The organism is Winogradskya consettensis (genome assembly GCF_018332715.1).
Classification (GTDB): Bacteria; Actinomycetota; Actinomycetes; order Mycobacteriales; family Micromonosporaceae; genus Actinoplanes; species Actinoplanes consettensis.
In genome coordinates this window covers 42,779-67,686 of sequence record NZ_BOQP01000027.1, presented here as the reverse complement: position 1 = coordinate 67,686, position 24,908 = coordinate 42,779, and the positions used below count along the sequence as shown (strand labels likewise).

At 68.8% G+C, this 24,908-nt stretch carries 18 protein-coding genes and 1 pseudogene; 7 read left to right on the top strand and 12 right to left on the bottom strand.

What is annotated here, in order from left to right:
* Nucleotides 1-541: 541 nt before the first annotated feature.
* The 3 genes from Aco04nite_RS24205 (at nt 542) to Aco04nite_RS24195 (ending at nt 5,688) form a co-directional block, all read left to right on the top strand.
* Nucleotides 542-1,927, top strand: coding sequence for a glycoside hydrolase family 10 protein (locus Aco04nite_RS24205; RefSeq protein WP_212999551.1), 1,386 nt, complete (start codon nt 542-544; stop codon nt 1,925-1,927).
* Between the two features lie 63 nt (nt 1,928-1,990).
* Nucleotides 1,991-3,964, top strand: coding sequence for a family 43 glycosylhydrolase (locus Aco04nite_RS24200; RefSeq protein ID WP_212999550.1), 1,974 nt, complete (start codon nt 1,991-1,993; stop codon nt 3,962-3,964).
* 41 nt (nt 3,965-4,005) lie between these two features.
* Nucleotides 4,006-5,688 (top strand): cellulose binding domain-containing protein, encoded by a 1,683-nt coding sequence (locus Aco04nite_RS24195; RefSeq protein ID WP_212999549.1) that lies wholly within the window; start codon nt 4,006-4,008, stop codon nt 5,686-5,688.
* Between the two features lie 16 nt (nt 5,689-5,704).
* Here Aco04nite_RS24195 and mmsB read toward each other — a convergent pair whose 3' ends face one another.
* The 4 genes from mmsB to Aco04nite_RS24175 all read right to left on the bottom strand — a co-directional run bounded on the left by mmsB (nt 5,705) and on the right by Aco04nite_RS24175 (nt 10,052).
* Nucleotides 5,705-6,934, bottom strand: a complete 1,230-nt coding sequence (gene mmsB / locus Aco04nite_RS24190) for a multiple monosaccharide ABC transporter permease (protein WP_212999548.1) — start codon at nt 6,932-6,934, stop codon at nt 5,705-5,707.
* Nucleotides 6,931-8,484 (bottom strand): multiple monosaccharide ABC transporter ATP-binding protein, encoded by a 1,554-nt coding sequence (mmsA, locus tag Aco04nite_RS24185; RefSeq protein WP_212999547.1) that lies wholly within the window; start codon nt 8,482-8,484, stop codon nt 6,931-6,933. The genes mmsB and mmsA overlap by 4 nt, the downstream gene beginning before the upstream one ends.
* Nucleotides 8,485-8,544: 60 nt before the next feature.
* Nucleotides 8,545-9,528, bottom strand: a complete 984-nt coding sequence (chvE, locus tag Aco04nite_RS24180) for a multiple monosaccharide ABC transporter substrate-binding protein (RefSeq protein ID WP_244876248.1) — start codon at nt 9,526-9,528, stop codon at nt 8,545-8,547.
* 359 nt (nt 9,529-9,887) lie between these two features.
* Nucleotides 9,888-10,052 carry a Rossmann-fold NAD(P)-binding domain-containing protein gene (locus Aco04nite_RS24175; protein WP_212999545.1) on the bottom strand — a complete coding sequence of 55 codons (165 nt, stop codon included), beginning with the start codon at nt 10,050-10,052 and terminating at the stop codon, nt 9,888-9,890.
* A gap of 19 nt (nt 10,053-10,071) precedes the next feature.
* Here Aco04nite_RS24175 and Aco04nite_RS24170 point away from each other — a divergent pair, with 19 nt between their 5' ends.
* The 4 genes and pseudogenes from Aco04nite_RS24170 (at nt 10,072) to Aco04nite_RS24160 (ending at nt 12,635) form a co-directional block, all read left to right on the top strand.
* A complete protein-coding gene (locus Aco04nite_RS24170; protein ID WP_244876247.1) occupies nt 10,072-10,293 on the top strand; it encodes a hypothetical protein in 222 nt (73 codons plus the stop codon).
* 240 nt (nt 10,294-10,533) lie between these two features.
* Nucleotides 10,534-11,490: pseudogene (locus Aco04nite_RS50260) on the top strand (GAF domain-containing protein); the annotation flags it as partial.
* A 105-nt stretch (nt 11,491-11,595) separates the two neighbouring features.
* Nucleotides 11,596-11,997 (top strand): methyl-accepting chemotaxis protein, encoded by a 402-nt coding sequence (locus tag Aco04nite_RS50255; protein ID WP_438874938.1) that lies wholly within the window; start codon nt 11,596-11,598, stop codon nt 11,995-11,997.
* 17 nt (nt 11,998-12,014) lie between these two features.
* Entirely contained in the window at nt 12,015-12,635 is a 621-nt protein-coding gene (locus Aco04nite_RS24160) for a carbonic anhydrase (RefSeq protein WP_212999543.1), read from the top strand.
* 247 nt (nt 12,636-12,882) lie between these two features.
* Here Aco04nite_RS24160 and katG read toward each other — a convergent pair whose 3' ends face one another.
* From katG to Aco04nite_RS24120, 8 genes are all read right to left on the bottom strand, one after another.
* Entirely contained in the window at nt 12,883-15,102 is a 2,220-nt protein-coding gene (gene katG, locus Aco04nite_RS24155; protein WP_212999542.1) for a catalase/peroxidase HPI, read from the bottom strand.
* A gap of 47 nt (nt 15,103-15,149) precedes the next feature.
* On the bottom strand, nt 15,150-15,830 hold the full coding sequence (locus Aco04nite_RS24150) for an MIP/aquaporin family protein (RefSeq protein ID WP_212999541.1): 681 nt from the start codon (nt 15,828-15,830) through the stop codon (nt 15,150-15,152).
* Between the two features lie 235 nt (nt 15,831-16,065).
* Complete coding sequence (locus Aco04nite_RS24145) at nt 16,066-20,547, bottom strand: glycoside hydrolase family 2 TIM barrel-domain containing protein (protein WP_212999540.1); 4,482 nt, start codon at nt 20,545-20,547, stop codon at nt 16,066-16,068.
* A gap of 80 nt (nt 20,548-20,627) precedes the next feature.
* Complete coding sequence (locus Aco04nite_RS24140; RefSeq protein WP_212999539.1) at nt 20,628-21,224, bottom strand: energy-coupling factor transporter transmembrane component T family protein; 597 nt, start codon at nt 21,222-21,224, stop codon at nt 20,628-20,630.
* On the bottom strand, nt 21,221-21,916 hold the full coding sequence (locus tag Aco04nite_RS24135; RefSeq protein ID WP_212999538.1) for an energy-coupling factor ABC transporter ATP-binding protein: 696 nt from the start codon (nt 21,914-21,916) through the stop codon (nt 21,221-21,223). The genes Aco04nite_RS24140 and Aco04nite_RS24135 overlap by 4 nt, the downstream gene beginning before the upstream one ends.
* Nucleotides 21,909-23,057 (bottom strand): thiolase family protein, encoded by a 1,149-nt coding sequence (locus Aco04nite_RS24130; RefSeq protein ID WP_212999537.1) that lies wholly within the window; start codon nt 23,055-23,057, stop codon nt 21,909-21,911. The genes Aco04nite_RS24135 and Aco04nite_RS24130 overlap by 8 nt, the downstream gene beginning before the upstream one ends.
* Nucleotides 23,050-24,294, bottom strand: coding sequence for a class I adenylate-forming enzyme family protein (locus Aco04nite_RS24125; RefSeq protein ID WP_212999536.1), 1,245 nt, complete (start codon nt 24,292-24,294; stop codon nt 23,050-23,052). Before Aco04nite_RS24125 ends, Aco04nite_RS24130 begins: the two co-directional genes overlap by 8 nt.
* On the bottom strand, nt 24,291-24,848 hold the full coding sequence (locus tag Aco04nite_RS24120) for a biotin transporter BioY (RefSeq protein WP_212999535.1): 558 nt from the start codon (nt 24,846-24,848) through the stop codon (nt 24,291-24,293). Before Aco04nite_RS24120 ends, Aco04nite_RS24125 begins: the two co-directional genes overlap by 4 nt.
* Between the last annotated feature and the right edge of the window lie 60 nt (nt 24,849-24,908).

Genomic DNA, 24,908 nt, shown 5'->3' with positions numbered 1-24,908 from the left:
TCCGGGCCGTTTTCTGTTACGGAGTCGGGCCGTCCTGCGCCTCCCTGGTGGGCACGGCCCCCGGCTCTGCTGCCATACACCGACATCCAGGCCTCCGCGCCCTCCGATGGTAACCGATCGATAAGTGGAGATCCTATAGCTACAAGCTCGAAACAATAGCTCGTCACCCCTCGGGTCGAAACGCTGAAAAATCGGCTTCACAACGTTGCCCGCAGCTCCGTCCGGAATTCTGTCGACTGGCACCAAAAACATTCAGAAAAACTGCATCGATTTGCGTTACGCCGCGATCAGGAAAAGCGCCGACGATCGGCACACGCACTTCACGAGGCGGCGTTTTCCCAGCTGGGCATACAAATGAGTAAATCATCGAGACAGCACTTGATGCCCGCCGTAACAACCTGGCAATATAGGTGAACCTGAATGGAAGCGCTCCCATTAAGGTCGTCACCACGAAGCCGGGATCGAACACGGCGCCGGAATCCCCCCTGTCCCCCCTTGGAGCGTCCGTGCCCAGAAAAGCCCCTCCAGAAAGGCTTCCCCGATGAACCCCCCATCGATCTTCCGACGCCGGCGCGTCCTGCTGCTCTCCGCAGCCGCCGCGGGCGCCGTCCTCGCCGCGAGCGTCGCCGTCGCCAGCACCGCCGAAGCGGCCAGTACCCTGGGCGCCTCCGCGGCGCAGAGCGGGCGCTACTTCGGCGCGGCCATCGCCGCCGGCAAACTCGGCGACGCGAACTACACCGGCATCCTCACCCGCGAATTCAACGCGGTCACCCCCGAGAACGAGATGAAGTGGGACGCCACCGAGCCGTCGCAGGGCCGGTTCACCTACACCAACGGAGACCGCATCCTCAACCAGGGACTGTCGAACGGCTCCAAGGTGCGCGGCCACGCCCTGCTCTGGCACAACCAGGAGCCATCCTGGGCCCAGTCGCTGTCCGGGAGTGCCCTGCGCAACGCGGCGATCAACCACGTGACCCAGGTGGCCACCCACTACAAGGGCAAGATCTACGCCTGGGACGTCGTCAACGAGGCATTCGCCGACGGCGGTGGCGGTGGCCGTCGCGACTCCAACCTGCAGCGCACCGGCAACGACTGGATCGAAGCAGCCTTCCGCGCCGCACACACGGCCGACCCGAACGCCAAGCTCTGCTACAACGACTACAACACCGACGGCGTCAACGCGAAATCCACCGGTATCTACAACATGGTCCGCGACTTCAAGTCCCGCGGCGTACCCATCGACTGCGTCGGCTTCCAGTCCCACCTGGGCACCGGCATCCCCGGCGACTACCAGGCCAACCTGCAGCGCTTCGCCGATCTGGGCGTCGACGTGCAGATCACCGAGCTCGACGTCGCCCAGGGCGGCAACCAGGCCTCCGTCTACGGCAGCGTCACCAGGGCCTGCATGGCGGTCGCGCGCTGCACCGGCATCACGGTGTGGGGCATCCGGGACAGCGACTCGTGGCGCACGGGTGAGAACCCGCTGCTGTTCGACAATTCCGGTAACAAGAAGGCCGCGTACACCTCGGTCCTGAACGCCCTCAACGCCGGCGGCCCGACCGTTCCGCCCACGTCCGGCCCGACCTCACCGCCCACCTCACCGCCCACCTCCGGCCCGACCACCCCGCCGTCGGCGGGCGCCTGCAGCGCATCGGTGACGCTGAACTCGTGGAACGGCGGCTACACCGCGACCGTCAAGGTCACCGCCGGATCCGCGGCGGTGAACGGCTGGGCGGTCACGGTGAACCTGCCGTCCGGTGGCGCGGTGACGAACGCGTGGAACGCCACCAGCAGCGGCACGAGCGGGACGGTCACCTTCGCCAACGTGTCCTACAACGGCCAGATCCCGGCCGGCGGCTCCACCGAGTTCGGCTTCCAGGGCACCGGCAGCGGACCCTCGGCGACGCCCACCTGCCGGGCGTCCTGACCCGTCCACGTCGGTCGGCCGGCCCGGGCCTCACCCCGGGCCGGCCGGCCTATCCGCAGGGAGATGACCGCAGTGAAACGCTCGCATCTTCGGCTCTGGCTCGCGTCGGCGCTGGTCCTCGTCGCCAGCGCCGGCATCACCACCGCGGCAGGCACCGCCCGGGCGGCCGCCGGATGCCGCGTCACCTACTCGGTGACCAATCAGTGGCAGGGCGGGTTCGGCGCCGCCGTGACCATCGACAACCTCGGCGATCCCGTATCCGGCTGGCAGCTCACCTGGTCCTTCGCCGCCGGCCAGACGATCACCCAGCTCTGGAGCGGCACCGTCACCGAATCGGGTTCGCAGGTCACCGTGACCGACGCCGGGTACAACGGCGACCTGCCGACCGGGGGTAGCGCGTCCTTCGGGTTCAACGGCGCGTGGACGTCGGCCAACCCGGTGCCGACGAGCTTCGCGCTCAACGGCACCACCTGCACCGGTACGACGGCGCCGACAACCAGCCCCACCACGACACCGCCCACCACCACACCGCCCACCACCCCGGGCTCCTTCACCAACCCGGTGGTCTGGCAGGATTTCGCCGACGGCGACATCATCCGGGTGGGGGACGTCTACTACTACTCCGCGTCGACCATGCACTACTCCCCAGGCGCCCCGATCCTGCGCTCCTATGACCTGGTCAACTGGGAGTACGCCGGGCACTCCGTACCCCGGCTCGACTTCGACTCCAACGCCTACGACCTCAACGGCTCCCGCGCGTACGTCAAAGGCATCTGGGCCTCGGCTTTCAACTACCGCCCCGGTGACGCGACCTATTACTGGCTGGGCTGCACAGAGTTCAACCGCACCTACGTCTACAGCGCGAAAACCGTGGACAGCACCTGGTCGAAGAAATCCAAGATCAATAAGTGCTACTACGACGCCGGCATGCTCTTCGACGGGAACACCCCGTACGTCGCGTACGGCAACTCGACGATCAGCGTCGCCCAGCTGTCCGACGATTTGACCAGCGAGGTCCGCTCCCAGACCGTCTACACCACCCCGTCGAGCATCGGCACGCTCGAAGGATCCCGGATGTACAAGCGCGGCAACTACTACTACATCTGGCTCACCAGACCCGCCAACGGACAGTACGTTCTGCGCTCGACCAGCCCCTGGGGGCCGTACGAGCAGCGCCAGGTGTTGCTGAACCTGCCCGGCCCGATCACCGGTGGCGGAGTGCCGCACCAGGGCGGTCTGGTGCAGACCCAGAACGGTGACTGGTACTACATGGCATTCACCGACGCCTACCCCGGCGGCCGGATGCCGACCATGGCCCCGATCACCTGGAGCAGCGACGGCTGGCCGGTCCTGCAAACCGTCAACGGCCGATGGGGCATCAGCTACACCCGGCCCAACCTGCCGTGGCATCCGCTCACCCCGATGATCGGTACGGACACCTTCACCGGTCCCGGGCTCGGCCAGCAGTACGAGTGGAACCACAACCCGGACACCACGAAGTTCGGTGTCAGCAACGGATTGAAGCTTTCCACGGCAACGGTCACCGGGGACCTCTACAACGCCCGGAACACCCTGACCCGGCGCATTCAAGGTCCGGCCTCGACCGCGACGATCGAACTCGACTACTCGTCCATGACGGGTGGCGACCGGGCCGGTCTGGCGATGCTGCGCGACCAGTCCGCCTGGATCGGCATCCGTAAGGACAACGGCGCCACCCGGGTGTCGATGACCAACGGGCTGACCATGTCCACCGGGACCTGGACGACCACCGGAACGGGCACCGAACAGGCCGGCGCCACTGTCACCGGGGGCAAGATCTGGTTGCGGGTGACCGCCAACATCCAGCCCGGCAGCGGCAGGACAGCAACCTTCTCCTACAGCACCAACGGCACGACGTTCAGCAACCTCGGTCCGGCCTTCACGCTGAACAGCGACTGGCAGTTCTTCATGGGCTACCGGTTCGGGATCTTCAACTACGCGACCACGGCCCTCGGTGGCGCGGTCACGGTCAACCGGATGTCGGTGACCGCACCGTGAGACGGATCTTGATTCCCCTCCCCCCGCTCAGGAGAAGACTCATGAGGAAATCCAGAGTCGCCGGCGCTGCCGCGGCCGTGCTGGTGGTGTCGGCCGCGGTAGCCCTGCCGGCCGATGCTGCGGCCGCTGGCTGCGCGGTCGACTACAAAGTGTCATCACAATGGCAGAACGGCTTCGGCGCCGACGTCACCATCACCAACCTCGGCGACCCCCTGACCACCTGGGCACTGACCTGGTCCTACACCGCCGGGCAAACCGTCACCCAGGCCTGGAACGCCACGCTCACCCAGAACGGCACCACCGCCACCGCCACCAACCTCACCTACAACGGAAACATCGCCACCAACGGCACCGCCGCATTCGGCTTCAACGGCACCTGGACCACCACCAACCCCACACCGACCACCTTCACCCTCAACGGCACCACCTGCACCGGCACCACAACACCCACCACCCCGTCGGCGACCCCACCCACCTCGAACCCGACCACCCCGCCGGGCGCCGCACCGGACATCACGGTGAACAGCGCCACCAAGTACCAGACGATCGACGGGTTCGGCTCGGCGGTGTCGGTCTGGGGCAGCGCCTGGTCCACCGCCGAGACGCAGACGCTGGTCGGGACCGGCACCAACCAGCTCGGGCTGTCGATCGTGCGCACCGGCATCTCCCCGGTCTCCAGCGAATGGCCGACCCAGGTGAACGCCCTGAAGGCTGCCAAATCGTCCGGCTCCGGGGTGAAGATCCTCGCGTCGCCGTGGACGGCACCCGCGGCGTGGAAGACCAACAACAGCCGGATCAACGGCGGGAAGCTGAAGACCGACTACTACGACGACTACGCCAATCACCTCAGCAGCTACGTGCAGTACATGCGCGGGCAGGGCGTGCCGATCGACGTCGTGTCCATTCAGAACGAGCCGGACTGGCACCCCGACTACGACTCGATGGACTGGAGCGGCAGCGAACTGAGCACGTTCGTCCGCGAGCAGGGCTCGAAGATCCAGAACACCAGGCTGATGGTCGCCGAAGCGGTGAACCTGAACTACGGATACACCGACCCGACCCTGAACGACGCGGCCGCCCGGAACGCCATCGGCTACATCGGCGGCCACCTGTACGGCACCGAGGACGCGGGCCGGCTCAAGCCGTACGCGCTGGCTGCCCAGTACGACAAGCCGGTGTGGATGACCGAGTGGAACTACCACGTGGCCGCCGGCGACACCTCCACCGCGTGGGGCGATGCGAGCAACAAGGCCGTCTGGGACGAGACCCTGGACACCGTCATGCGTACGGTGAACAAGTCGATGGAAGCCAACTGGAGCGCCTACATCTGGTGGTACGGCAAGCGCTTCTACTCCTTCATCGGCGACGGCAGCGCCGGTACCGGCACGGGCGCCCCGCTCAAGCGGGGTTACGCATTCTCGCAGTACGCCAAGTATGTCCGCCCTGGTGACCAGCGGATCGCCCTGACCAAGAGCACCAAGGCCAACCCGCTGGAGGTGACCGCCTACCAGGGCGGGGGAAAGATCAAGCTCGTCATCCTGAACCGCTCGACCAGCGCGGTCAGCAACGCCGTGATCCAGGTCCCGCAGAGCGTCACCAAGGCCGAGGACTACCTCACCTCGCAGTTCAGCAACGCCGCCGGCCAGCCGGCCACCGTGAACGGCGGGCAGGTCACCGTCAGCCTTCCCGCACGCAGCATCTCCACCGTCGTCGTCACCTTGTAGACCCGTGCGTGACCCACTACTTCGCGCGGCGCTTGTTGAGGATGTCGAAGGCCACGGCGGCGATCAGGACCAGGCCCTTGACCGCCATCTGCCAGGACGGGTCGACGTTCATGATGGACAGTCCCATGTTGAGCACGCCCATGATGAACGCACCGATGATGGCGCCGGTGACCTTGCCGATGCCGCCGCTGACCGCGGTGCCACCGATGAAGGCGGCGGCGATCGCATCGAGTTCGAAGTTGTTGCCCGCGGCGGCCACGGCGGCGCCGGCGCGGGAGGTGGTGACCACGGCGGCGACTCCGGCGAGGAGGCCCATGTTCACGAAGATCATGAAGTTGACGCGCTTGGTCTTCACGCCGGACAGCACCGCCGCCGGCAGGTTGCCGCCCAGCGCGTAGATGTGCCGGCCGAACACGGTGTTGTTCATGATGAACGTGTAGAGCAGCACCAGCACGCCCACGATGATCAGCACGACAGGGGTGCCGCCCGCGCTCTTGGCCAGCAAATAGGTGATGTAGCCGATCGCCACGGCCGACACGGCCAGCTTGCCGGCGAACGCGGCGAACGGCTCGGTCCTCAGGTCGTTACGCAGCAGCGAGCGCCGCGCCCGGATCTGGGCGACGGCCAGCCCCGCGATCGCGATGACCCCGATGAGCAGCGTCAGGCCGTCGAGATCGGCGAGGAAGCCGAGCGCACTCGGCAGGGAGCCGTTGCTGATGTTGTTGAAGCCCGCCGGCAGGCCCGCGACCGTGGTGCCGACCAGGACGATGGCGAGGCCGCGGAAGAGCAGCATGCCGCCGAGCGTCACGATGAACGCCGGGATGCCGACGTACGCGATCCAGAATCCCTGCCAGCAGCCGACAATCCCGCCGATCAGCACCGACACGATCACCGCGAGCAGCCACGGCACGTTGTGGTCGCTGATCAGCAGCGCGCAGATGCCGCCGATGAAGGCGACCACCGAGCCGACCGACAGGTCGATGTGGCCGGCGACGATGACCATCACCATGCCGATCGCGAGGATCAGCACGTAGGCGTTCTGCTGGATCAGCGCGGCGATGTTGTTCGGGTACAACAGCTTGCCGTCGGTCAGGATCTGGAACAGCACGACGATGATGACGAGCGCCGCCACCATGCCGTACTGCCGCAGGTTCTGGCCCAGGTAGCCGCTCAGCGATCCGCTGCCGTTCCCGGACGGTTTCTTCGCCGGTGGCTGCTGCTGCTCCACCGTCGTCGATGCGCTCACCGCACTGCTCCGCTCTTGTCCATGGTCATGAGGCGCATGAGGCCCTCCTGGGTCGCCTCGGCCCGGGGGATCTCGCCGGTGATCCGGCCCTGGCTCATCGCGTAGATCCGGTCACAGATACCGAGCAGCTCGGGCAGCTCCGAGGAGATGACCAGGATCGCCTTGCCGGTGTCCGCGAGGCGGTTGACGATCTCGTAGATCTCGTACTTGGCGCCCACGTCGATGCCGCGGGTGGGCTCGTCGAGGATGAGGACCTCGGGCTCGGCGAAGAGCCACTTGCTGAGGACCACCTTCTGCTGGTTGCCGCCGGACAGTTTGCCGACCGGCACGTCCACGCTCTCCGCCTTGGTCCGCATCTCGCGGCGGTAGCGGTCGGCGGTGGTGATCTCCTGCGCCGTGTCGACGACGCCGAAGCGGGCGATCCGCTGCAGCTTCGCCGCCGTGGTGTTGCGTTTGATGTCCTCGATGAGGTTCAGGCCGTAGTGCTTGCGGTCCTCGGTGGCGTACGCGATGCCGTGCGCGATCGCCACGTCGACCGACTTGATCGTCACGGGGTTGCCGTGCAGGTAGAGCTGCCCGGAGATGGAACTGCCGTAGCTGTGCCCGAAGATGCTCATCGCCAGCTCGGTGCGCCCGGCGCCCATCAGGCCGGCCAGCCCGACGATCTCACCGGCCCGTACGGACAGTGCGGCGTTGTCGACAACCGTGCGGTGCCGATCGATCGGGTGATGCACGGTCCAGCCCTCGACCCGCAGGATCTCCGCGCCGATCGTCGGCGTGTGCCCGGGGAACCGGTGGGCCAGGTCGCGCCCGACCATGCCCCGGATGATGCGGTCCTCGGTCACCGGCTCGGGCCCGTTCATCTCCAGCGTCTCGATGCTCCGGCCGTCACGCAGGACGGTCGTGGTGTCGGCGATCGCGGCGATCTCGTTCAGCTTGTGCGAGATGATGATGCTGGTGATCCCCTGCTGCTGAAGCTGACGGATCAGGTCGAGCAGGTGCGCGCTGTCCTCGTCGTTGAGCGCAGCGGTCGGCTCGTCCAGAATCAGCAGCTTCACCCGCTTCGACAGCGCCTTGGCGATCTCGACGAGCTGCTGCTTGCCGACGCCGAGATCCATGACCTTGGTGTCCGGCTGCTCGTCCAGGCCGACCCGGGCGAGCAGCGCGGCGGCCTGCTTGTTGGTCTGCGTCCAGTTGATCACACCCCGCGAGGCCCGCTCATTGCCGAGGAAGATGTTCTCCGCGATCGAGAGGTACGGGCTGAGCGCCAGCTCCTGATGGATGATGACGATGCCGCGCTCCTCCGAGTCGCGGATGGTCCGGAACTGGCACGGCTGCCCCTCGAAGACGATGTCGCCGGAGTAGCTGCCGTGCGGGTAGACCCCGCTGAGCACCTTCATCAGGGTGGATTTGCCCGCACCGTTCTCACCGCAGACGGCGTGCACCTCCCCGGCGGCCACGGTCATCGTGACGTCCTGCAGCGCCATGACGCCGGGAAAGGTCTTGGTGATCCCGCGCATCCGCAGGATCGGGTTCGTGTCGGTGGTCATGACCGGTTCCTTCCCGCAAGCGGCCGGGCCCCGACGGACGGGGCCCGGCCGGCGTTCCGCCTAGAGGCCGAGCTTGCTCGCGGTGTAGAAGCCGGAGTCGACCAGTTTGGACTTGACGTCGTCCTTGGTCACCACGACCGGCGGGAGGAGGTACGCCGGGACGACCTTGACGCCGTTGTCGTACGTCTTGGTGTCGTTGGTCTCGACGGGCTGGTCCTTCACGATCTGGTCGATCATCTTGGCCACCTGGTCGCCCAGTGCCCGGGTGTCCTTCCAGACGGTCATCGACTGCTTGCCGGCCAGGATGTTCTTGGTGTTCGCCAGGTCGGCGTCCTGACCGGTGATGATCGGCCAGCCCGCGCCGGTCCGGTAGCCCTTGGACTCCAGCGACTGCTCGATGCCCAGCGCCAGGGAGTCGTTCGGCGAGAGCACGGCGTCGACCTTCTTCCCCCCGGTGTAGAAGGAGTTGAGCCGGTTGTCCATCTCGGCCTGGGACTTCTGCGAGCTCCAGCCGTCGATGCTGACGTTCTTCCAGTCGGCGTCGCTCGCGAGCTTCTTGCCCGACGGGATGACCAGCTTCTTGCTGTCGAGGTACGGCTTGAGCACGTCCCAGGCGCCGGCGAAGAAGAACTTGGCGTTGTTGTCGTCGGACGACCCGGCGAACGGCTCGAGGTTGAAGGGTCCCTTGCCGGCGTCCAGGCCGAGCTGCTTGACGATGTACTCACCCTGCAGCTTGCCGACCTGGTAGTTGTCGAAGGTGGCGTAGTAGTCCACGTTGGGCGTGGCATTGATCAGCCGGTCGTACGCGATGACCTTGATCTTCTGCTGGGCGGCCTTGTCCAGGACCGGCCCCAGCGCGGTGCCGTCGATCGACGCCACGACCAGGATCTGCGCATTCTGATTGATCATGTTCTGCAGCTGCGTGATCTGCTGATCGACCTTGTTGTCGGCGTACTGCAGCGTCGTGGTGTAGCCCGCCTTCTTCAGCAGGTCCTCCAGGTGCGCGCCGTCGTTGTTCCACCGCTCGAGGCTCTTGGTCGGCATCACGATGCCGATGAGTTTCGAGCCCGAGCTCGTTTCGGAACTTTCGGTGTCGCTACGGGTGCTGCTGCACGCTGTTGCCCCTGCGGCCAACACCGCAGTCATGGCAAAAGCGGCGAGTGCGCGGATTTTCCCAGCCACTGCGACGCCCCCTCCCCTGATCGGTCCTCGGCAAATCCAGACCATGTGACCAGGCCCGGAAGATCATCTACTTCGGACGAAGCATGCTTCGGAAGGTCAACGTACGCCTGAGGAGCACCGTAAAGAAATGGGAGAATGCAAACTCTGTCCCGCTCGTTATGAACCCGGAAGTTTCGGACTCCCGAAGGCCCCTGGCCCCTGCGTCGGCGGGCCGTGGCCGGTCACATCGCCCGTGGCCCGTACTCGGCGGTCCACGATTTGGCCAGCATGCTCAGCGCGGCCTGGAAGGCGCTGGTCCCCGACGCCGCCATGCTGGTACCGAGGCTGCCGACGTTGACGATCGCTCCCGTGCCACGGGCGGCCATGGCCGGGGCGAAGGCACCCACAAGCAGGTAGGGCGCCTACATGGGCGCCGAGATGTGCGACATCCAGCCCAGTGACGTCGTGGCGGTGTGGGGCGCCGGTCCGGTCGGTCAGTTCGCCATGGACAGTGCCCGGGTGCTCGGCGCCGCGAAGGTCATCGCCATCGACAAGGAGCCGTACCGGCTGCAGATGGCTGAACGGGCCGGCCACACACCAGTGAAGCCGACCACGGCGGCGCGCACATCGCCGCGTACGACAGGGTGAAACAGGCTGTGCGCTCGGAGACCGAACGCCCGCACGCGCTTCGCCAGGCAAGTCCTCAAACCGTAGCGACGAAGCGCGTGTGATCGGGAAACTTTCTCATGTGAGCCGACCGGCAGCCGACAGTCTCCTCGTCTAGCGAGAGGGGTACCGGTGTTCGGTTCCAGCAAACGGGGTGTCGCCGAGCGGCTCGACGCCGATCTGGCGGAGGCCCGGGCCGATGTCCGGGCCATCACCACGATCATGCGGAAGATGGAGAGCGCCACCTCTCCCGCAGAGGCGATCGACACCGCCTTGCAGCTGGTGCGAGAGCTGTTCGGGTGGGCCTACGGGTCGTACTGGCAGCTGGACCGGGGCGCCGCGGTCCTGCGTTTCGCGCAGGAGAGCGGCAGCGTCAACGACGATTTCCGCCGGGTGACCATGGAGGCGTCCTTCGCCGAGGGCGTCGGGTTGTCCGGCCGGGCCTGGCGCAGCCGGGACCTGGTGTTCGTCCGTGACCTCGCCGAGCTGACCGATTGTGTCCGCGCACCCGTGGCGTCGCGGGCAGGTGTCCGTAGCGGGGTGTGTTTCCCGCTCGTTGAGGACGGCCGGGTCGTGGGGACCCTGGATTTCTTCGCGATGGAGGAGCTGGATCCCAGCGAGGGCAGGTTGTCGGTGCTGCGCTCGGTGGGTCAACTGGTCTCCGGGGCGATGGCTCGGCTGCACGAGGCCGTCCGTCAGGAGAAGGCGGCTCAGGATGTGGAGGCTGTCTCCACGGTGATCCGCAAGATGACGCAGGTCAAGAGCCGGGATGAGGCGTTGCGGGTCGCGCTGGAAACGATCCGCGCCGACTTCGACTGGCAGTACGGCTCGTTCTGGCAGCTCAACGACGCCGGGAGCGAGCTGCGTTTCGCGCTCGAGTCCGGTGACGCCGGTGCGGAATTCCGGCGGGTCACCATGTCCGCCTCCTTCGCCAAGGGCGTGGGGCTGTCCGGACGTGCCTGGGCCCGGGGCGACCTGGTCTTCGTCGAGGACCTCGGGGAGCTGACCGACTGCGTACGCCGTCCGGCCGCGCAGGCCGCGGGCGTCAAGTCCGGGGTGTGCCTTCCCATCCTGGTCGGGGGGCAGATCGTCGGGACCATGGACTTCTTCGCGACCCGGACGCTGATCATGTACCCGGGACGGGAGAGCGCGCTGCGCAACACGGCGTTCCTGGTCGGGCAGGCACTGGAGCGGTTCGCGTCGACGGAGCAACTGCATCATGCCGGCCGTACGCTGCTCGACTCCATCGGCGATGTCCAGCGCAATGTCACCTCCGCGGCAACCGTGGCGGCCCGCAGTGAACAGCTCACCGAGGAGGCCAACCAGCAGGTGGCGGCGCTCGGTCAGGCAAGCGCGGAGATCAACGAGGTGGTCAGGAGCATCCAGGCGATCGCGGCCCAGACCAATCTGCTGGCGCTCAACGCGACGATCGAGGCAGCCCGCGCGGGCGAGGCCGGCAAGGGGTTCGCCGTGGTCGCCGGTGAGGTGAAAGAGCTGTCGAGCGAGACCGAGCGCGCCACGACCGAGGTCAGCTCGAAGGTCAGCACCATCCAGGCGCGGGTCGACGCCGTCACCGCGTCGCTGTCGGAGATCCACACCGCGGTGGAGGAGATCAACGAGACGCAGAAGCTCATCGGCGGGGTCCTCGCCGACCAGATCGCCGTCACCGGCGCCCTGCTCAACTGACACGAGGAGAACCTGAGATGTCTGTACACCCCTCGTGGGAACGGTTGCAGGACGGCAACCGACGCTGGGTCGAAGGCCACAGCACGGCGCACGCGGGCCGGGGAGCGGACCGCCGCGCCGAGACCAGCCTGTCGCAGCGGCCGTTCGCTCTCGTCCTCGGCTGCTCGGACTCCCGGCTGCCGGCCGAGATCCTGTTCGATCAGGGCGTCGGTGACCTGTTCGTGGTCCGCACGGCGGGGCACGCCCTCGACACGGCGGTGCTCGGATCCGTCGAGTACGCGGTCGGGGTGCTGGGCGTACCTCTGATCGTGGTGCTCGGCCATGACGGGTGCGGCGCCGTCGCCGCGGCGATCAGCATGGTTGACGGTAATCCCGCTCCTCCCGGCAACATCCGCAAGATCGCCGAAAAGATCGCCCCGCACGTGTCGCGAGCCCGCTCCTGTGGCGCCGGGAACGCCGTGGAGATCGGCGGCCAGCACTCGGTGTTCACCGTGCAGGCGCTGCGCAGGCGTTCCGCGATCGTGCGGGAGGCCATGGGGCGGGGTGAGCTGGCCGTTCTGCCCACGCAGTACAGCCTGAGCGCCGGAACGGTGACCGAGGTGCAGCCGATCTCCGCTGCCGTTCCCGCCGGAGTCTGACGACTCAGCCTGCGCGCTCGGCAATGAGTGCCTGTGCCACCGCGGTCTGAACGTGGGAGGTGCTGCAGTACTCCCCCACCGAGGGTGACCCGGCGCCGCGGGAACACATCGCCACCCGGATGAGCCGGTGGGGACTGCCGAGCAGGGCGCAGGACGTGCTCGTCACCACCGGATCCCAGCAGGGCCTGACACTGGTCACGACCGTGCTGCTGGAACCCGGGGACACCCTACAGTGCGGCGCTCACCGTCAGGCCAGGTCGAAGCGGTCGAGTTCCATGACCTTGGCCCAGGCGGCGACGAAGTCGCTCACGAACGTGACCTTGGCGTCGTCGCTCGCGTAGACCTCGGACAGCGCGCGCAGCTCCGAGTTCGAGCCGAAGAGCAGGTCGACCCGGCTGCCGGTCCATTTGACCGCGCCGGAGGCGTCGACGGCCTCGTAGTCGCTGCCCGACGGCCGCCAGGTTATGCCGAGGTCGAGCAGGTTGACGAAGAAGTCGTTGGTCAGCGTGCCCGGGGCGTCGGTCAGCACGCCCACACCGGACTGTGCGTGGTTTGCCCCCAGCACCCGCAGGCCGCCGACGAGCACCGTCATCTCGGGGGCGCTCAGGGTGAGCAGGTTGGCCCTGTCGACCAGCAGAAATTCCGCCGGTAGACGGTGGCCCTTGCGCAGATAGTTGCGGAAGCCGTCGACGGTCGGTTCGAACGCCGCGAACGACTCGACGTCGGTCTGTTCCTGCGACGCGTCGGTGCGGCCCGGTGTGAACGGCACCTCGACGCTCTGACCGGCGTCGGCCGCCGCTTTCTCCACAGCGGCGTTGCCGGCGAGCACGATCAGGTCCGCGAGGGAGACCTTCTTGCCACCGGTGGCGGCCGCGTTGAAGGACGTCCGGATACCCTCGAGGGTACGAAGGGTGCTGTCCAGTTGGTCGGGGTCGTTGACCTCCCACGACGCTTGTGGCTGCAGGCGGATGCGGGCACCGTTGACGCCGCCGCGCTTGTCGCTGCCGCGGAACGACGAGGCTGCCGCCCATGCGGTCGAGATGAGCTGGGAGATGGTCGGCCCGGAGCCGAGGATCTGCTGCTTGAGGCTCGTCACGTCGGCGGCCTCGACCAGCGGGTGGTCCACCGCAGGGACCGGGTCCTGCCAGATCAGCACCTCGGCCGGGACCTCGGGGCCGAGGTAGCGCGCGATCGGGCCCATGTCGCGGTGGGTCAGCTTGAACCAGGCGCGGGCGAACGCGTCGGCGAACGCCGCCGGGTCGTCCTTGAAGCTCTGAGCGATCGGCCCGTAGATCGGGTCGACGCGCAGCGCCAGGTCGGTGGTCAGCATCGTCGGTGCGTGCGTCTTGGCCGGGTCGTGCGCGTCGGGCACCGTGCCGGCGCCGTCGCCGCCGACCGGCTTCCACTGGTTCGCGCCGGCTGGGCTCCTGGACAGCTCCCATTCGTACCCGAAGAGAATTTCGAAGTAGGTGTTGTCCCAGGTTCTGGGGGTGCTGGTCCAGGCGCCCTCGAGGCCGCTGGTGATGGTGTCGCCGCCCTTGCCGGTGCCGAAGTTGTTCCTCCAGCCCAGGCCCTGCAGCTCCAGCGGGGCGGCTTCGGGCTCGAGGTCGACGTTGTCGGCCGGGCCGGCACCGTGGGTCTTGCCGAAGGTGTGGCCGCCGGCGATCAGCGCCACGGTCTCCTCGTCGTTCATCGCCATCCGGGTGAAGGTCTCCCGGATGTCGCGGGCCGAGGCGACCGGGTCCGGGTTGCCGTTGGGGCCCTCCGGATTGACGTAGATCAGGCCCATCTGCACGGCGCCGAGCGGCTGCTCCAGCTCACGGTCGCCGGTGTAACGCTCGTCGCCCAGCCAGGTGGTCTCCGGTCCCCAGTAGACATCCTCGTCGGGCTCCCAGACGTCGGGGCGCCCGCCGGCGAATCCGAAGGTGTCGAAGCCCATCGACTCCAGCGCCACGTTGCCGGCCAGGATCATCAGGTCGGCCCAGGAAAGGTTTCGACCGTACTTCTTCTTCACCGGCCAGAGCAGGCGCCGAGCCTTGTCGAGGTTGGCGTTGTCCGGCCAGCTGTTCAGCGGCGCGAAGCGCTGCTGACCGGCGCCGGCGCCACCGCGGCCGTCGCTGATACGGTAGGTGCCCGCGCTGTGCCAGGCCATCCGGATGATGAACGGGCCGTAGTGCCCGTAGTCGGCCGGCCACCAGTCCTGCGAGGTGGTCAGGACCTGCTCGATGTCGGCCTTCACGGCCGGCAGGTCGAGGGTCTGGAACGCGGCCGGGTAATCGAAGCTGCCGCCGAGGGGGTTGGCCACCGCGGGGTTCTTGGCCAGGATCTTCAGGTTCAGCCGGTCCGGCCACCAACTGCGGTTGCCGCCACCCTGCACCGGCTCCGGCGCGCGGCCGTGCGCGACCGGGCACTGAGAGGCGGCGCCGGCCTCGGCGTCGTGGTCGATGGGATCGTGGTTCTCGGACATCGGGTCCTTTCCGGACGTCAGCGTCAAGGAGTCGTACGGGAGGACGGTCAGGGACGCGCGAGGGCGGGATCGTTCACGGTGACGTCCCGCTTCGCGTCCGGCCGGTCGGCGGGGTTGAGCGCCAGGAACACCGCACCGGCCGCGGTGCCACCGATCAGCGCGGCGACCAGGTAGACCCAGATGCTCGACCAGGCGAACAGCCCCAGCACGGCCCCGCCCACGGCCACAGCGGGGTTGAAGACCCCGCCGGAGATGCCCCCGACCGTGACCGCACCGGCCATCACCGTCCCGCCGATGGCCAGCCCGTAGAACGAATTGTTCGGATGGTCCCGGCTGGTCGCCACGTTGAGGACGACGTATGCCAGCGCGAAGGTGAACAGCGACTCAGCCAGCAACGCCACCCCGATCGCCCGGCCGGACAACGTCAATGTCGAGACCGCCGCGGGATGGGTGATCCAGCCGGCGGCCAGGGCGGCCAGCACGCCGGCAACCGTCTGGGCGGCCACATAGCCGGCCGCGTCGGCCCGCGAGATCGCACCGCGGACCAGGGCCGCCAGCGTCACGGCCGGATTGAAATGCGCGCCGGAGACATGCCCGGCGGCATAGACCATCACCGTCAGTACGCCGCCGATTGCCAGCGGGGCCAGCGCGCTCATCTTGACGACGGCGATGCCGACGGTCAGCACCAGGAAGAAGGTGCCTACGAATTCGGCCAGGAACTTACGCATTGTTTCTCCTTCGCCCGGGAGAGGCCCGTGGGAGCGCTCATCCGTCGACTTCCGGCCTCTGCTCACACACCCGGTTCGGCGGATCCTCGCGGCCGGTAAGGCAGGAGACAAACCTAACCGGCATCGACGCATGAGAATATTACGAAGCGCTGACGCCAGCTGCGTTCCGGGCCCCGAATCGGGTGGTGAGCGCGCTTACGTGGGCAGTCCGGCCGTCGCTATCTACACGGGACAGTCAGCAGTCGAGGCGGGCGTACGCCCAGTCGCCGTGGTCGTTGCCGTTGCCGTCACCGGCGTCGGTGACCCTGAGGTTCATGGTGGTGGCGCCGGATACGTCGAGGTCGAGGGGCTGGGCCGGGTCCGTGCCGGTGCGGGTGCCGGACGCGAACCGGCGCTCGCCGTCCAGCCAGATCTCGAAATCGACCGTGCCACCGCTGCCGGTCTCGTCGTCGACGCCGACGTCGGCGCGGAACCGGGTGCAGGAGCCGCCCAGGGGCACTTCGATCGACGAGGTCGCGTGGGCGCCGAGGCCCTTGTCGTAGACGGTTCCGGCGATGGTGAGGGCGTTGCCGTCGGTGGCGCCCTGTTCGCCGTTGCTGCGGTCCTTCTCGACCGGGCCCCAGCCGTTCGTGACCGGGGTGAAGGGCCGGTCGCTGAGCCACGACCAGCCGGCGGGCAGCGGCACGGCGACCGTCGTGGTCGCGGTGGTGGTGGAGCGGAATCCGGTCGGGGTAGTGGTGACGGCCGTGGCGGTCAGCGGGTACTTTCCGATGTCGGTGCCGGCCGGAGCGGTGACGGTGAAAGTGGCCGTTTCGCGGTCGGTTACGGCGCCCAGCGAGACCGATTCCGGGGAGACCGTCCAGCCTTCGGGCGCTCCCAGGCGTACGGAGGCATCCCGCAGACCAGGCGCGCAGCGTGACCGGACCGGGACCTGGACCTCGACGGGGGTTGCGGGCTGGATCTGCGCCGGCGCCTGCACGGAGACCGCGGGTGGGCAGGGCGCCGGGACGTCCGAATCGGGCACGCCACCGGCCGCCGCCTCCGCGCGGGTGAGGGGGCGCAGAACCAGTTCCTGGTGGTAGGGCTGGGTCGGGGAGAGCCGGTAGGGCGCGAGGACCGAGTTCGGTGTCTCGCCCATGCCCGTCTCGCCGGCCTCGGCGTGCAGGGTGACCCAGCCGCGGTTGCGCACGAGTGGGAGCTGATGGTCGTACTCGGCGCGGTCGAGGTTGTCGTAGGCGGTGACGCTGACGTCCTGAGTGCCGCCGACGAGCAGCCCTGAGCGGCCGTCGGTGAGGGCGGCCCAGCGGGTGTCGGTGTGGTTGCCGTTGGCCTGGGGCCGCGAGTAGCGCACGTACTGGTCGTCGACGGTGCTGGTGTAGACCCCCATCGGGGCGCCGCTGCGCCGGTCGTTGTAGCTCTCCTGCGGGCCCCGGCCGTAGTAGGCGAACCGGTGCAGGGAATCGGGCACCTGCAACGAGATCCCGACCCGCGGCAGGTACGGCAGGGAGGTGATCCCCGGTCCGGAGGGCACGACGTCGTGCGCGAGGGTGATCGTGCCCCGTTTGTCGATGCGGTAGCGCATCGTCTGGCCGAACGAGATCCCGGTTCCCGCCGCGGTGCTGCGGACCTCGACCACCACGGCGTCGGCCTCGGTGCGGGTCGTGACGCCGGTGACCGTGGTGCGCAGGGCGTCCAGACCGGTCTCGTGCCAGATGCGGCGGTCGTCGGTGCCCCAGTCGTACGTCTCGTTGCTCGTCGGTGGCCGGTAGACGTCCAGGGCCGGGGTGCCGTGCAGCAACTCACGACCCGTCGCGCGCATCGAGGTGAGCAGGCCCGCGTCGAACCGGTAGGTGAAGTCCTTGCCGGACACCGTGATCCGGTCGCCGCTGCCGGACAGCGCCGGGGCCCCCGCGACGGGAAGCGGCAGGATGCCGGGCACCGCGTGACCGCCGACAGCGAACTGGTCGTGCCCGACGATCCAGCCGCGACGCGCCCACGCGTGATCGGTGTCGCCGGCCGCTTCGACGCTCAGGAAACGCTCCCGGTCGCCGGGATTCGCCGGGAGCGGACCCGGGTCGAGGTCGTAGGTCGCGCCGGGTTCCAGCCGGACCTTACGGCTGCCGCTGCGCAGCGTACGGTCCTGTTCGGTGAGCTTCCAGCGCAGCGTGACCGCGAAGGCGCCGGCCTGCTGCTCGTTGTGCACGTGGATGATGTCGCCGTCCCGGGTGAACCGGATCGGCGCCTGCGCCCAGGCCATCTCGGCGGTCTCGGGCTGCACGTAACGGTCCGAGCCCACCAGGCCGTCGGTGCCGGAGAGGCTGATACCGAGGCTGAGGAAGTCGCCACGACGCTGGAACGTGTCGAAGTTCAGGGCCAGGACGGCGGTACCGGACGGGTCGGCGGCCAGGTCGTCCGGGGTCAGTGCCCTGGCGTAGATGCGGGCATCGTCGATCAGGCCGCGGCCGAGACGTACGCTCCACAGGTCGTTGTCCTGCTGCGTCTCGGCGTTGTGGCCCAGGTTGACCTCCCACAGACCGGGGTCGACCGCGCCGCTGCGGGGTGTCGTGGCCCGTTCGGTGCCGTCGATCAGCAGGTGCAGGGTGGTGCCGTCGTAGCCGCCGGTGACGCGGTGCCAGCTGCCGTACCAGTCGGCGGGGACGTCCGCGGTGACGGCCTTCCCGTCGACCCTGAATTCCAGCGTGTCACGATCGGTCATCTGCAGGGCGTACGACTGCCCCTTGGTGAGGATCGGGAAGCTGCCGGCCCACTCCCCCGGCTGGACCCATGCGTCGAGGGTGAGGGGGCCGGTCAGGTCGAGGCGCGGGTCGCGGAAGACGTCGACGAAGTCGTCCAGGCTGGACAGTGAGACGGCGTTGCCGCGGTGGCCGGTGGTGGTGCCGGGCTTGCCGACCAGGAAGGCCTGGATCCCGTTCGCCGTGTCGGGGGTGACCACGAGCGGCTGGCGCAGGTTCTGTTCGGCCCAGTCCCAGATGAAGCCACCCTGCATCTGCGGATACTCACGGGCAAGGGCCCAGAACTGGTCGAAGTTGCCCAGCCCGTTGCCCATCGCGTGGGCGTACTCCCCCATCACGATCGGTTTGGTGCTGCTCAGCGTGCGGCTCTCCAGCCGGGCCGGGGTCGGATAGCGGGGGCCGTCGACGTCGGCGAACGGTGCGTCGCCGTCGGGGCTGTTGGACTGGTGATAGAGCAACCGGGTCGGCTCGTTCGCGTCGGCCCACGCCGCCATCGCGTAGTGCGCGGCGCCGAGCCCGGCCTCGTTGCCGGTGTCCCAGAAGATGACGCTGGGGTGGTTCTTGTCGCGCTCCACCATCGCGCGGAACCGGTCGGCGAAAGCGGCCTGCCATTCCGGGCGGTCCGCGAGACAGACCGACGGGCAGGACTCGTGGTTGTGCGTCTCGATGTCCACCTCGTCGTCGATCCACAGACCGTGCCGGTCGGCCAGGTCGTAAAGATAAGGATCGGACGGATAATGCGATGTCCGTACGGCGTTCAAGTGCAGTTTCTTCATCAGGAACACATCGTCGCGCTGGGCATCGCGGCTGACGTGCCGGCCGGTGTCGGGATCGGTCTCCGCGCGGTTGGTGCCCTTGATCAGGATGCGCTTGCCGTCGACGAGGATCTGCCGGTCACGCACCTCGACGTCGCGGAAGCCGACGGGCTGCGCGGTGGTGTGCAACGACCTGCCGCGGCTGTCGAGCAGTTCCAGCACCAGCGTGTAGAGGTTCGGCTCCTCGGCGCTCCACCGTGCCGGGTTCGCCACGGGTGCGGTGAGCGTGACCCTGCCGGTGCCCGTCGACGCGCTGACGGTGGTGACGGTCCGGCCCTTCGCGTCGCGCAGGGTGCCGCGCACGGTGAACCTGCCGGCGACACCGGCGACGTCCACCCGGGCGCTCAGAGTGTCACCGTGAGTCGTCAGGTACGCGTCCCGCAGCCGGGTCGGCCCGGTCCGGTAGAGCCACACGTCGCGGAAGATGCCGCTGTAACGCCACTGATCGAAGTCCTCGAGGTAGGCACCGGAACCCCAGCGGTGCACCTGCACCGCGATCGTGTTGCGTCCCGGGTGCAGGCGCTCGGTGACGTCGAACTCGGCCGGGGTGTAGCCGCCCTGGTCGTAGCCGACGTAGCCGCCGTTCACCCAGACCAGATAGTTGCTGGTCACACCCTCGAAGCGGAGGAAGACAGGGTCACCGGACCAGTCCTTCGGCAGGTCGAAGGTACGAAGGTAGGCGCCGGTCGGGTTGACGTCGTGCGGAACCTTGGCAGGGTCGTCCGGGACGATCTCCGAGGGAATGTTGCGGAACATCGGGTGGTCGATGAAGTCGGACTGCCACGTGTGCGGCACCCGCGCGGCAGGCCACCTGCTCGCGTCGAACCCGGCGTCGTGGAACGCCGCGGGCACATCATCGGGCCGGTCGAAGATCTTCAGCCGCCAATCGCCGTTGAGCGAACGCACCTCCGGATTCGCGGCGTCGTGGCTGGTCACATCAGCGGCCGCGGAGGAGGCATCCGGGTATGGCCGCAGGTCGGCGTGCGGCTCCTCCTGACCCTCGCCGGTGAGCTGCGGATCCTCCAGATACCGGTAGACCTCCGCCGCCGTCCGGGGCCCACCGGGCACGGGCTCCACCGGCGCCGCCGCAGGAACCTGACCCGGCACGACCAGCGCGACCGCAACAGCGGCTACGGAGATCCACGACATCGGGGGCTCCCGTCAGTAGGTATTGCATCGAACACAATCAATGCAATGCCGTTCTGTCAACCTCACCGCCCGGCGGCCGGTCAGTCGGCGCCACGGGCGACCAGGGCGTCGGCCAGGTCGTCGGCGTGTTTGAGGGCCATGACGAGCAGGGGTACGACGGCCGCGAACGGGGAGACCGTCACGCCCCGGGCGCGCTGGGCCTCGCGGATCCGGGCGGCGAAGCCGGCGATGACGGGGATGGTGGTGATCGTCATCGACAGCATGAGGGCTACCCGGTCCGAGTTGACGCCGACCCTGCGCAGTGGACGCAGGGCGCGTTCCAGGGCGTCGATGAGCCTGTCCGTACGGGTGGTCAGAGTGATCAGGTTTGCCAGCAGCACCACCGCACCGACCCGGATGACGTTGGCGGCCACGGTGAGCACGGGCAGGAAAAATACCTGGCTCAGCGACACGACGAGCAGCACCCAGCGCAGCCGCCAGAGTTGCCGGCCGGCCTCGGCGATCCCGGTGCCGGCCTGCAAGTAGCAGCCGGCGACGGCCACGAGCACCGCGGCCAGCAGCAACGGGTTCGCCGGGAGCAGGGAGATCGCCGTCGCCAGGCCCGCCACGACGACCAGCTTCGGCCCGGCGGGCATGCGGTGCAGCAGGCTGTCGCCGGGCCGGTAGAGCGAGATCATGGCTGGTCCTGGTCCTTCTCGTACCGGGCGATGACCGGGCCGGGTTCGCCGTGGTCGGCCAGCCGGCCGCCCTCGAATCGCAGCGCGACGTCGCAGCGGGCGGCCAGCCGCAGATCATGGGTGACCAGGACCAGTTGCTGTGGCATCCGGTCGAGCAGGAAACCCGCGATCCGCCGGCTGTTGGCGGCGTCCAGGTACGCGGTGGGCTCGTCGGCCACGACCAGGCCCGGCTCGCCGATGAGCACCGCGCACAGGGCCAGCAGTTGCTTCTGCCCGCTCGACAGCTCGTGCACCGGGGAGTCCGCCTCCGCGGTGAGGCCGAAGTCGTCCAGCGCGGCGGCGACCCGGTCGCGGATCTCCTGCCGGGGCAGTCCGCGCCGGCGCAGGGAGAAGGCGACGTCCTCGGCCACGGTCGGCATGATGATCTGGGTGTCCGGGTTGCTGAAGATGAACCCGACCCGCTGGCGCACCTGTTTGGGCTCGCGGGCCGGATCTATGCCGTGGACGCGGATCCCGCCCTCGGAGGCGACGATCAGACCGTTGAGCGTACGGGCGAAGGTCGACTTTCCGGAACCGTTGGACCCGATGACCGCGATGCGCCGCTGGTCCAGTCGCACCGATACGTCACGCAGCGCGGTGTGCCGGGCGAAGTGCACCGAGACGTGCTCGAACCCGATGACGCGGTCAGTCATGGCGGACAACCTCGAACAGGGCTGCCACACCGAGTCCTCCGCCGACCGCGGCGGTGGCGAGGCCCAGGGTGCCGGCCGGCGCGCCCGCGCGTACCAGCCGGGTGAACAGCCGCACCACGCTCACGGCCGCGCTCGCACCCCACGGGTGACCCAGCGCGAGGGCGCCGCCGCCCGCGCACACCCGGTCGTCGATGTCGTCGCCGTCCGCGAGTCCCAGCCTGGTCAGTGATGCCAGGGTCTGCGCGGCGAACGCCTCCACGATCTCGATCGCGGCGAGGTCCGCGACGCCGATCCCGTTACGCGCCAACAGGTCGCGCACCGCGACGGCCGCGCCGAGGCCGGGCAGAGCCGGATCGCAGCCCACGGTCGCGGTGGCGCGCACGGCCAGGCCGGGTGCACTCCCCCGCAGGTGGGGCGCGACGATGGCGACTGCGGCCGCGCCGTCGCTGTCGCGGCACGAGTTGCCCGCTGTCAGCGTGCCACCGTCCGGGAACAGCACCGGGAAACGCGCGAGCATCGCGGGCAGCCGCCGGCGCGGGTTCGTGTCGGTGGTGAAGCCTTCGAGGGGTACGAGTTCAGCGTCGTACCCGCCGGACTCCTGGGCACGCAACGCCAGGCGGTGGCTGCGGGCGGCGTACGCGTCCTGCTGGTCGCGGTTGATCCCGTCGTGGACGGCGAGATCCTGAGCGGCGCGGACCATGTCGGGGTCGGGATGTCCGGCGGGCGTGAACGGTGCCCGGCGGTAGACCACGCCGCCGATCGCCCGGGTGGGTGCGGTGGAGCAGCTCTCCACGCCGCCCGCCACGCGCAGCCGGGAGTCGCCGGCGCGAATCGTCTCGGCGGCGCTGATGATCGCCGCCAGGCCGCTGCCGCACTGCCGGTCGACGGTCATCCCCGGCACGGCGTGTCCCAGACCGGCTCCCAGCGCGGCGACCCGGGCGAGGTTGCCACCCGGACCCATGCAGTTGCCCAGCACCACGTCCCCGACCGGGCCGGACGAGCCCGTCGCCCGGGCGGCATCGTCGACGCAGGCCCGGACGACCGGGGTGGCGAGTTCGGCAGCGCCGAGGCCGGCGAGGGCACCGCCGGACGCGGCGATCGGGGTACGCCGCGCCGCCACGATGACGGGGTACTCAGACAATGCGGGACACCCGGCCCTCCAGGGCGTCGCGGCGGATCTGCTCACGGGCCGGTTTCCCGGTGGGCGTACGCGGGAGCCGGTCCGTCCAGAACCACCGGCGCGGCCGATGCGTACCCGTCAGAAGGGCTTCCGTCCTGGCCCTCAGTTCCGCGGCCGACGGGGGCCGATGTCCCGGTTCGAGCTCGATGACCGCGGCGAGCAGGTCTCCCGTGCGGGCGTGCGGAAACGCGAACACCACCGCGTCGGCGATGCCCTCGACGCGCGGCAGGATCGCCTCGACGTCCTCGGGGATGACCGTCGCGCCCGCCGTCAGGATCGCGCCGTCATCGCGTCCGAGCAGGCGCAACCGTCCGGCCCCGGTCATGGCGGCCAGGTCACCGACCGTCGCCCAGCCGTCCGCGTCGCGTCGCAACGGGCCTGCGGTGTCGGCCAGATAACCGCCGGCCACGTACGAGGATCGCACCCACAGCACCGATTCCTGGTCGACGCGCAGCTCAACTCCGTCGAACGGGCTCAGTCCGTGCCCGTCCGCGTCCACCGCCACGAAGGACAGTTCGGCGGCTCCGTAATAGCTGACCACCCGGATCCCGGCGGTGCCGGCGCGCGCGAGCAGGTCCGGATCGAGCCGGGCGCCGCCGATCAGGGCAACCCGTAGCCGGTGCGCTGCCCCGCCTTCGATCCGTTCGAGCACGTCGCGGAGCGCGTACGGCGTACCGTGCAGCACCGTGGCAACGCCGAGGTCTGCGGCGGAAACGGTGTGGGTGCGCGGCAGCAGGACGGTGGCACCGAGGTGCCGGGCGTGGGCGACGGAGAAGACGGTCATCGAGGAGACCAGTGGCGCCGGCAGGTAGACGACGTCCACGGCGGTGAGACCGGTCAGCCGGGTCACGGCTGCGAAAGATTCCGACCAGGATTTTTCGGTACGCAGAACGGTCCGTGGCGCGCCGGAACTGCCCGAGGTGAACGTGGCCCACGCCATCTCGGGCACGGGCGCCGCCGCCTCCACCCGATCGCGCAACCCGGCCCAGTACGCGGGGTTCCAGCGGTCGTCGCCGATCAGCGGCACGCCACCCGCATCGCGGACGGCCAGCGCGCGGATCAGCGCGGCGACCCGGTCGGAGTCCACGATGGGCACCACCCGGCCGGGCACGTCGACGGCCGGATCCGTCGCGGCGATCCGGCGAGCCAGCTCGCTCCCGGTCAGCTCACCATCGCCGCAGATCAAGGCCGCGGTCACTTCAGCTCGAAAGCCCGCGGGTACGCCCGCCACAGCGCCATCGTGACGATCGTCGCGAACACCACTTTGAGCAGATCCCCCGGCACGAAAACCAGGGCGGACAGCACGGTCTTGCCCAGTGGGAGATGCGTGACAGCGGCCTGGACCGGGACGCCGATCGCGTACACGACGGCCATCCCACCGACGAGGCAGCCCAACGCCGTCCGCCACCACACCGGCGGCCGGCCCCGGAACCGCACGATGACGCCCACGACGAACGCCCCGAGGACCCAGCCGGCCAGGTAACCCGCCGACGGGCCGACGAACACCCCGGCTCCGCCGCGCCCACCGGACAGCAACGGCAGGCCCGCGAACGTCAGCACGAGAAAGACAACGATCGAGGTGGCACCGCGCCACGGCCCCAGCACAGCACCGGCCAGCATGGCGCCCATCGACTGCAGGGTGATGGGCACCGCGCCACCGAACAACGTGATCGCACCCGGTAACCCCAGGACAGCCATGATCGCGGCGAAGACCACGATCCTCGCCACATCCCGCGTGTCGAACCGCTCCACCCGCACCCCTCCTGAACGCCGTTCACCTGAACAACGTTCAGGACACCGCCGTCACTATAG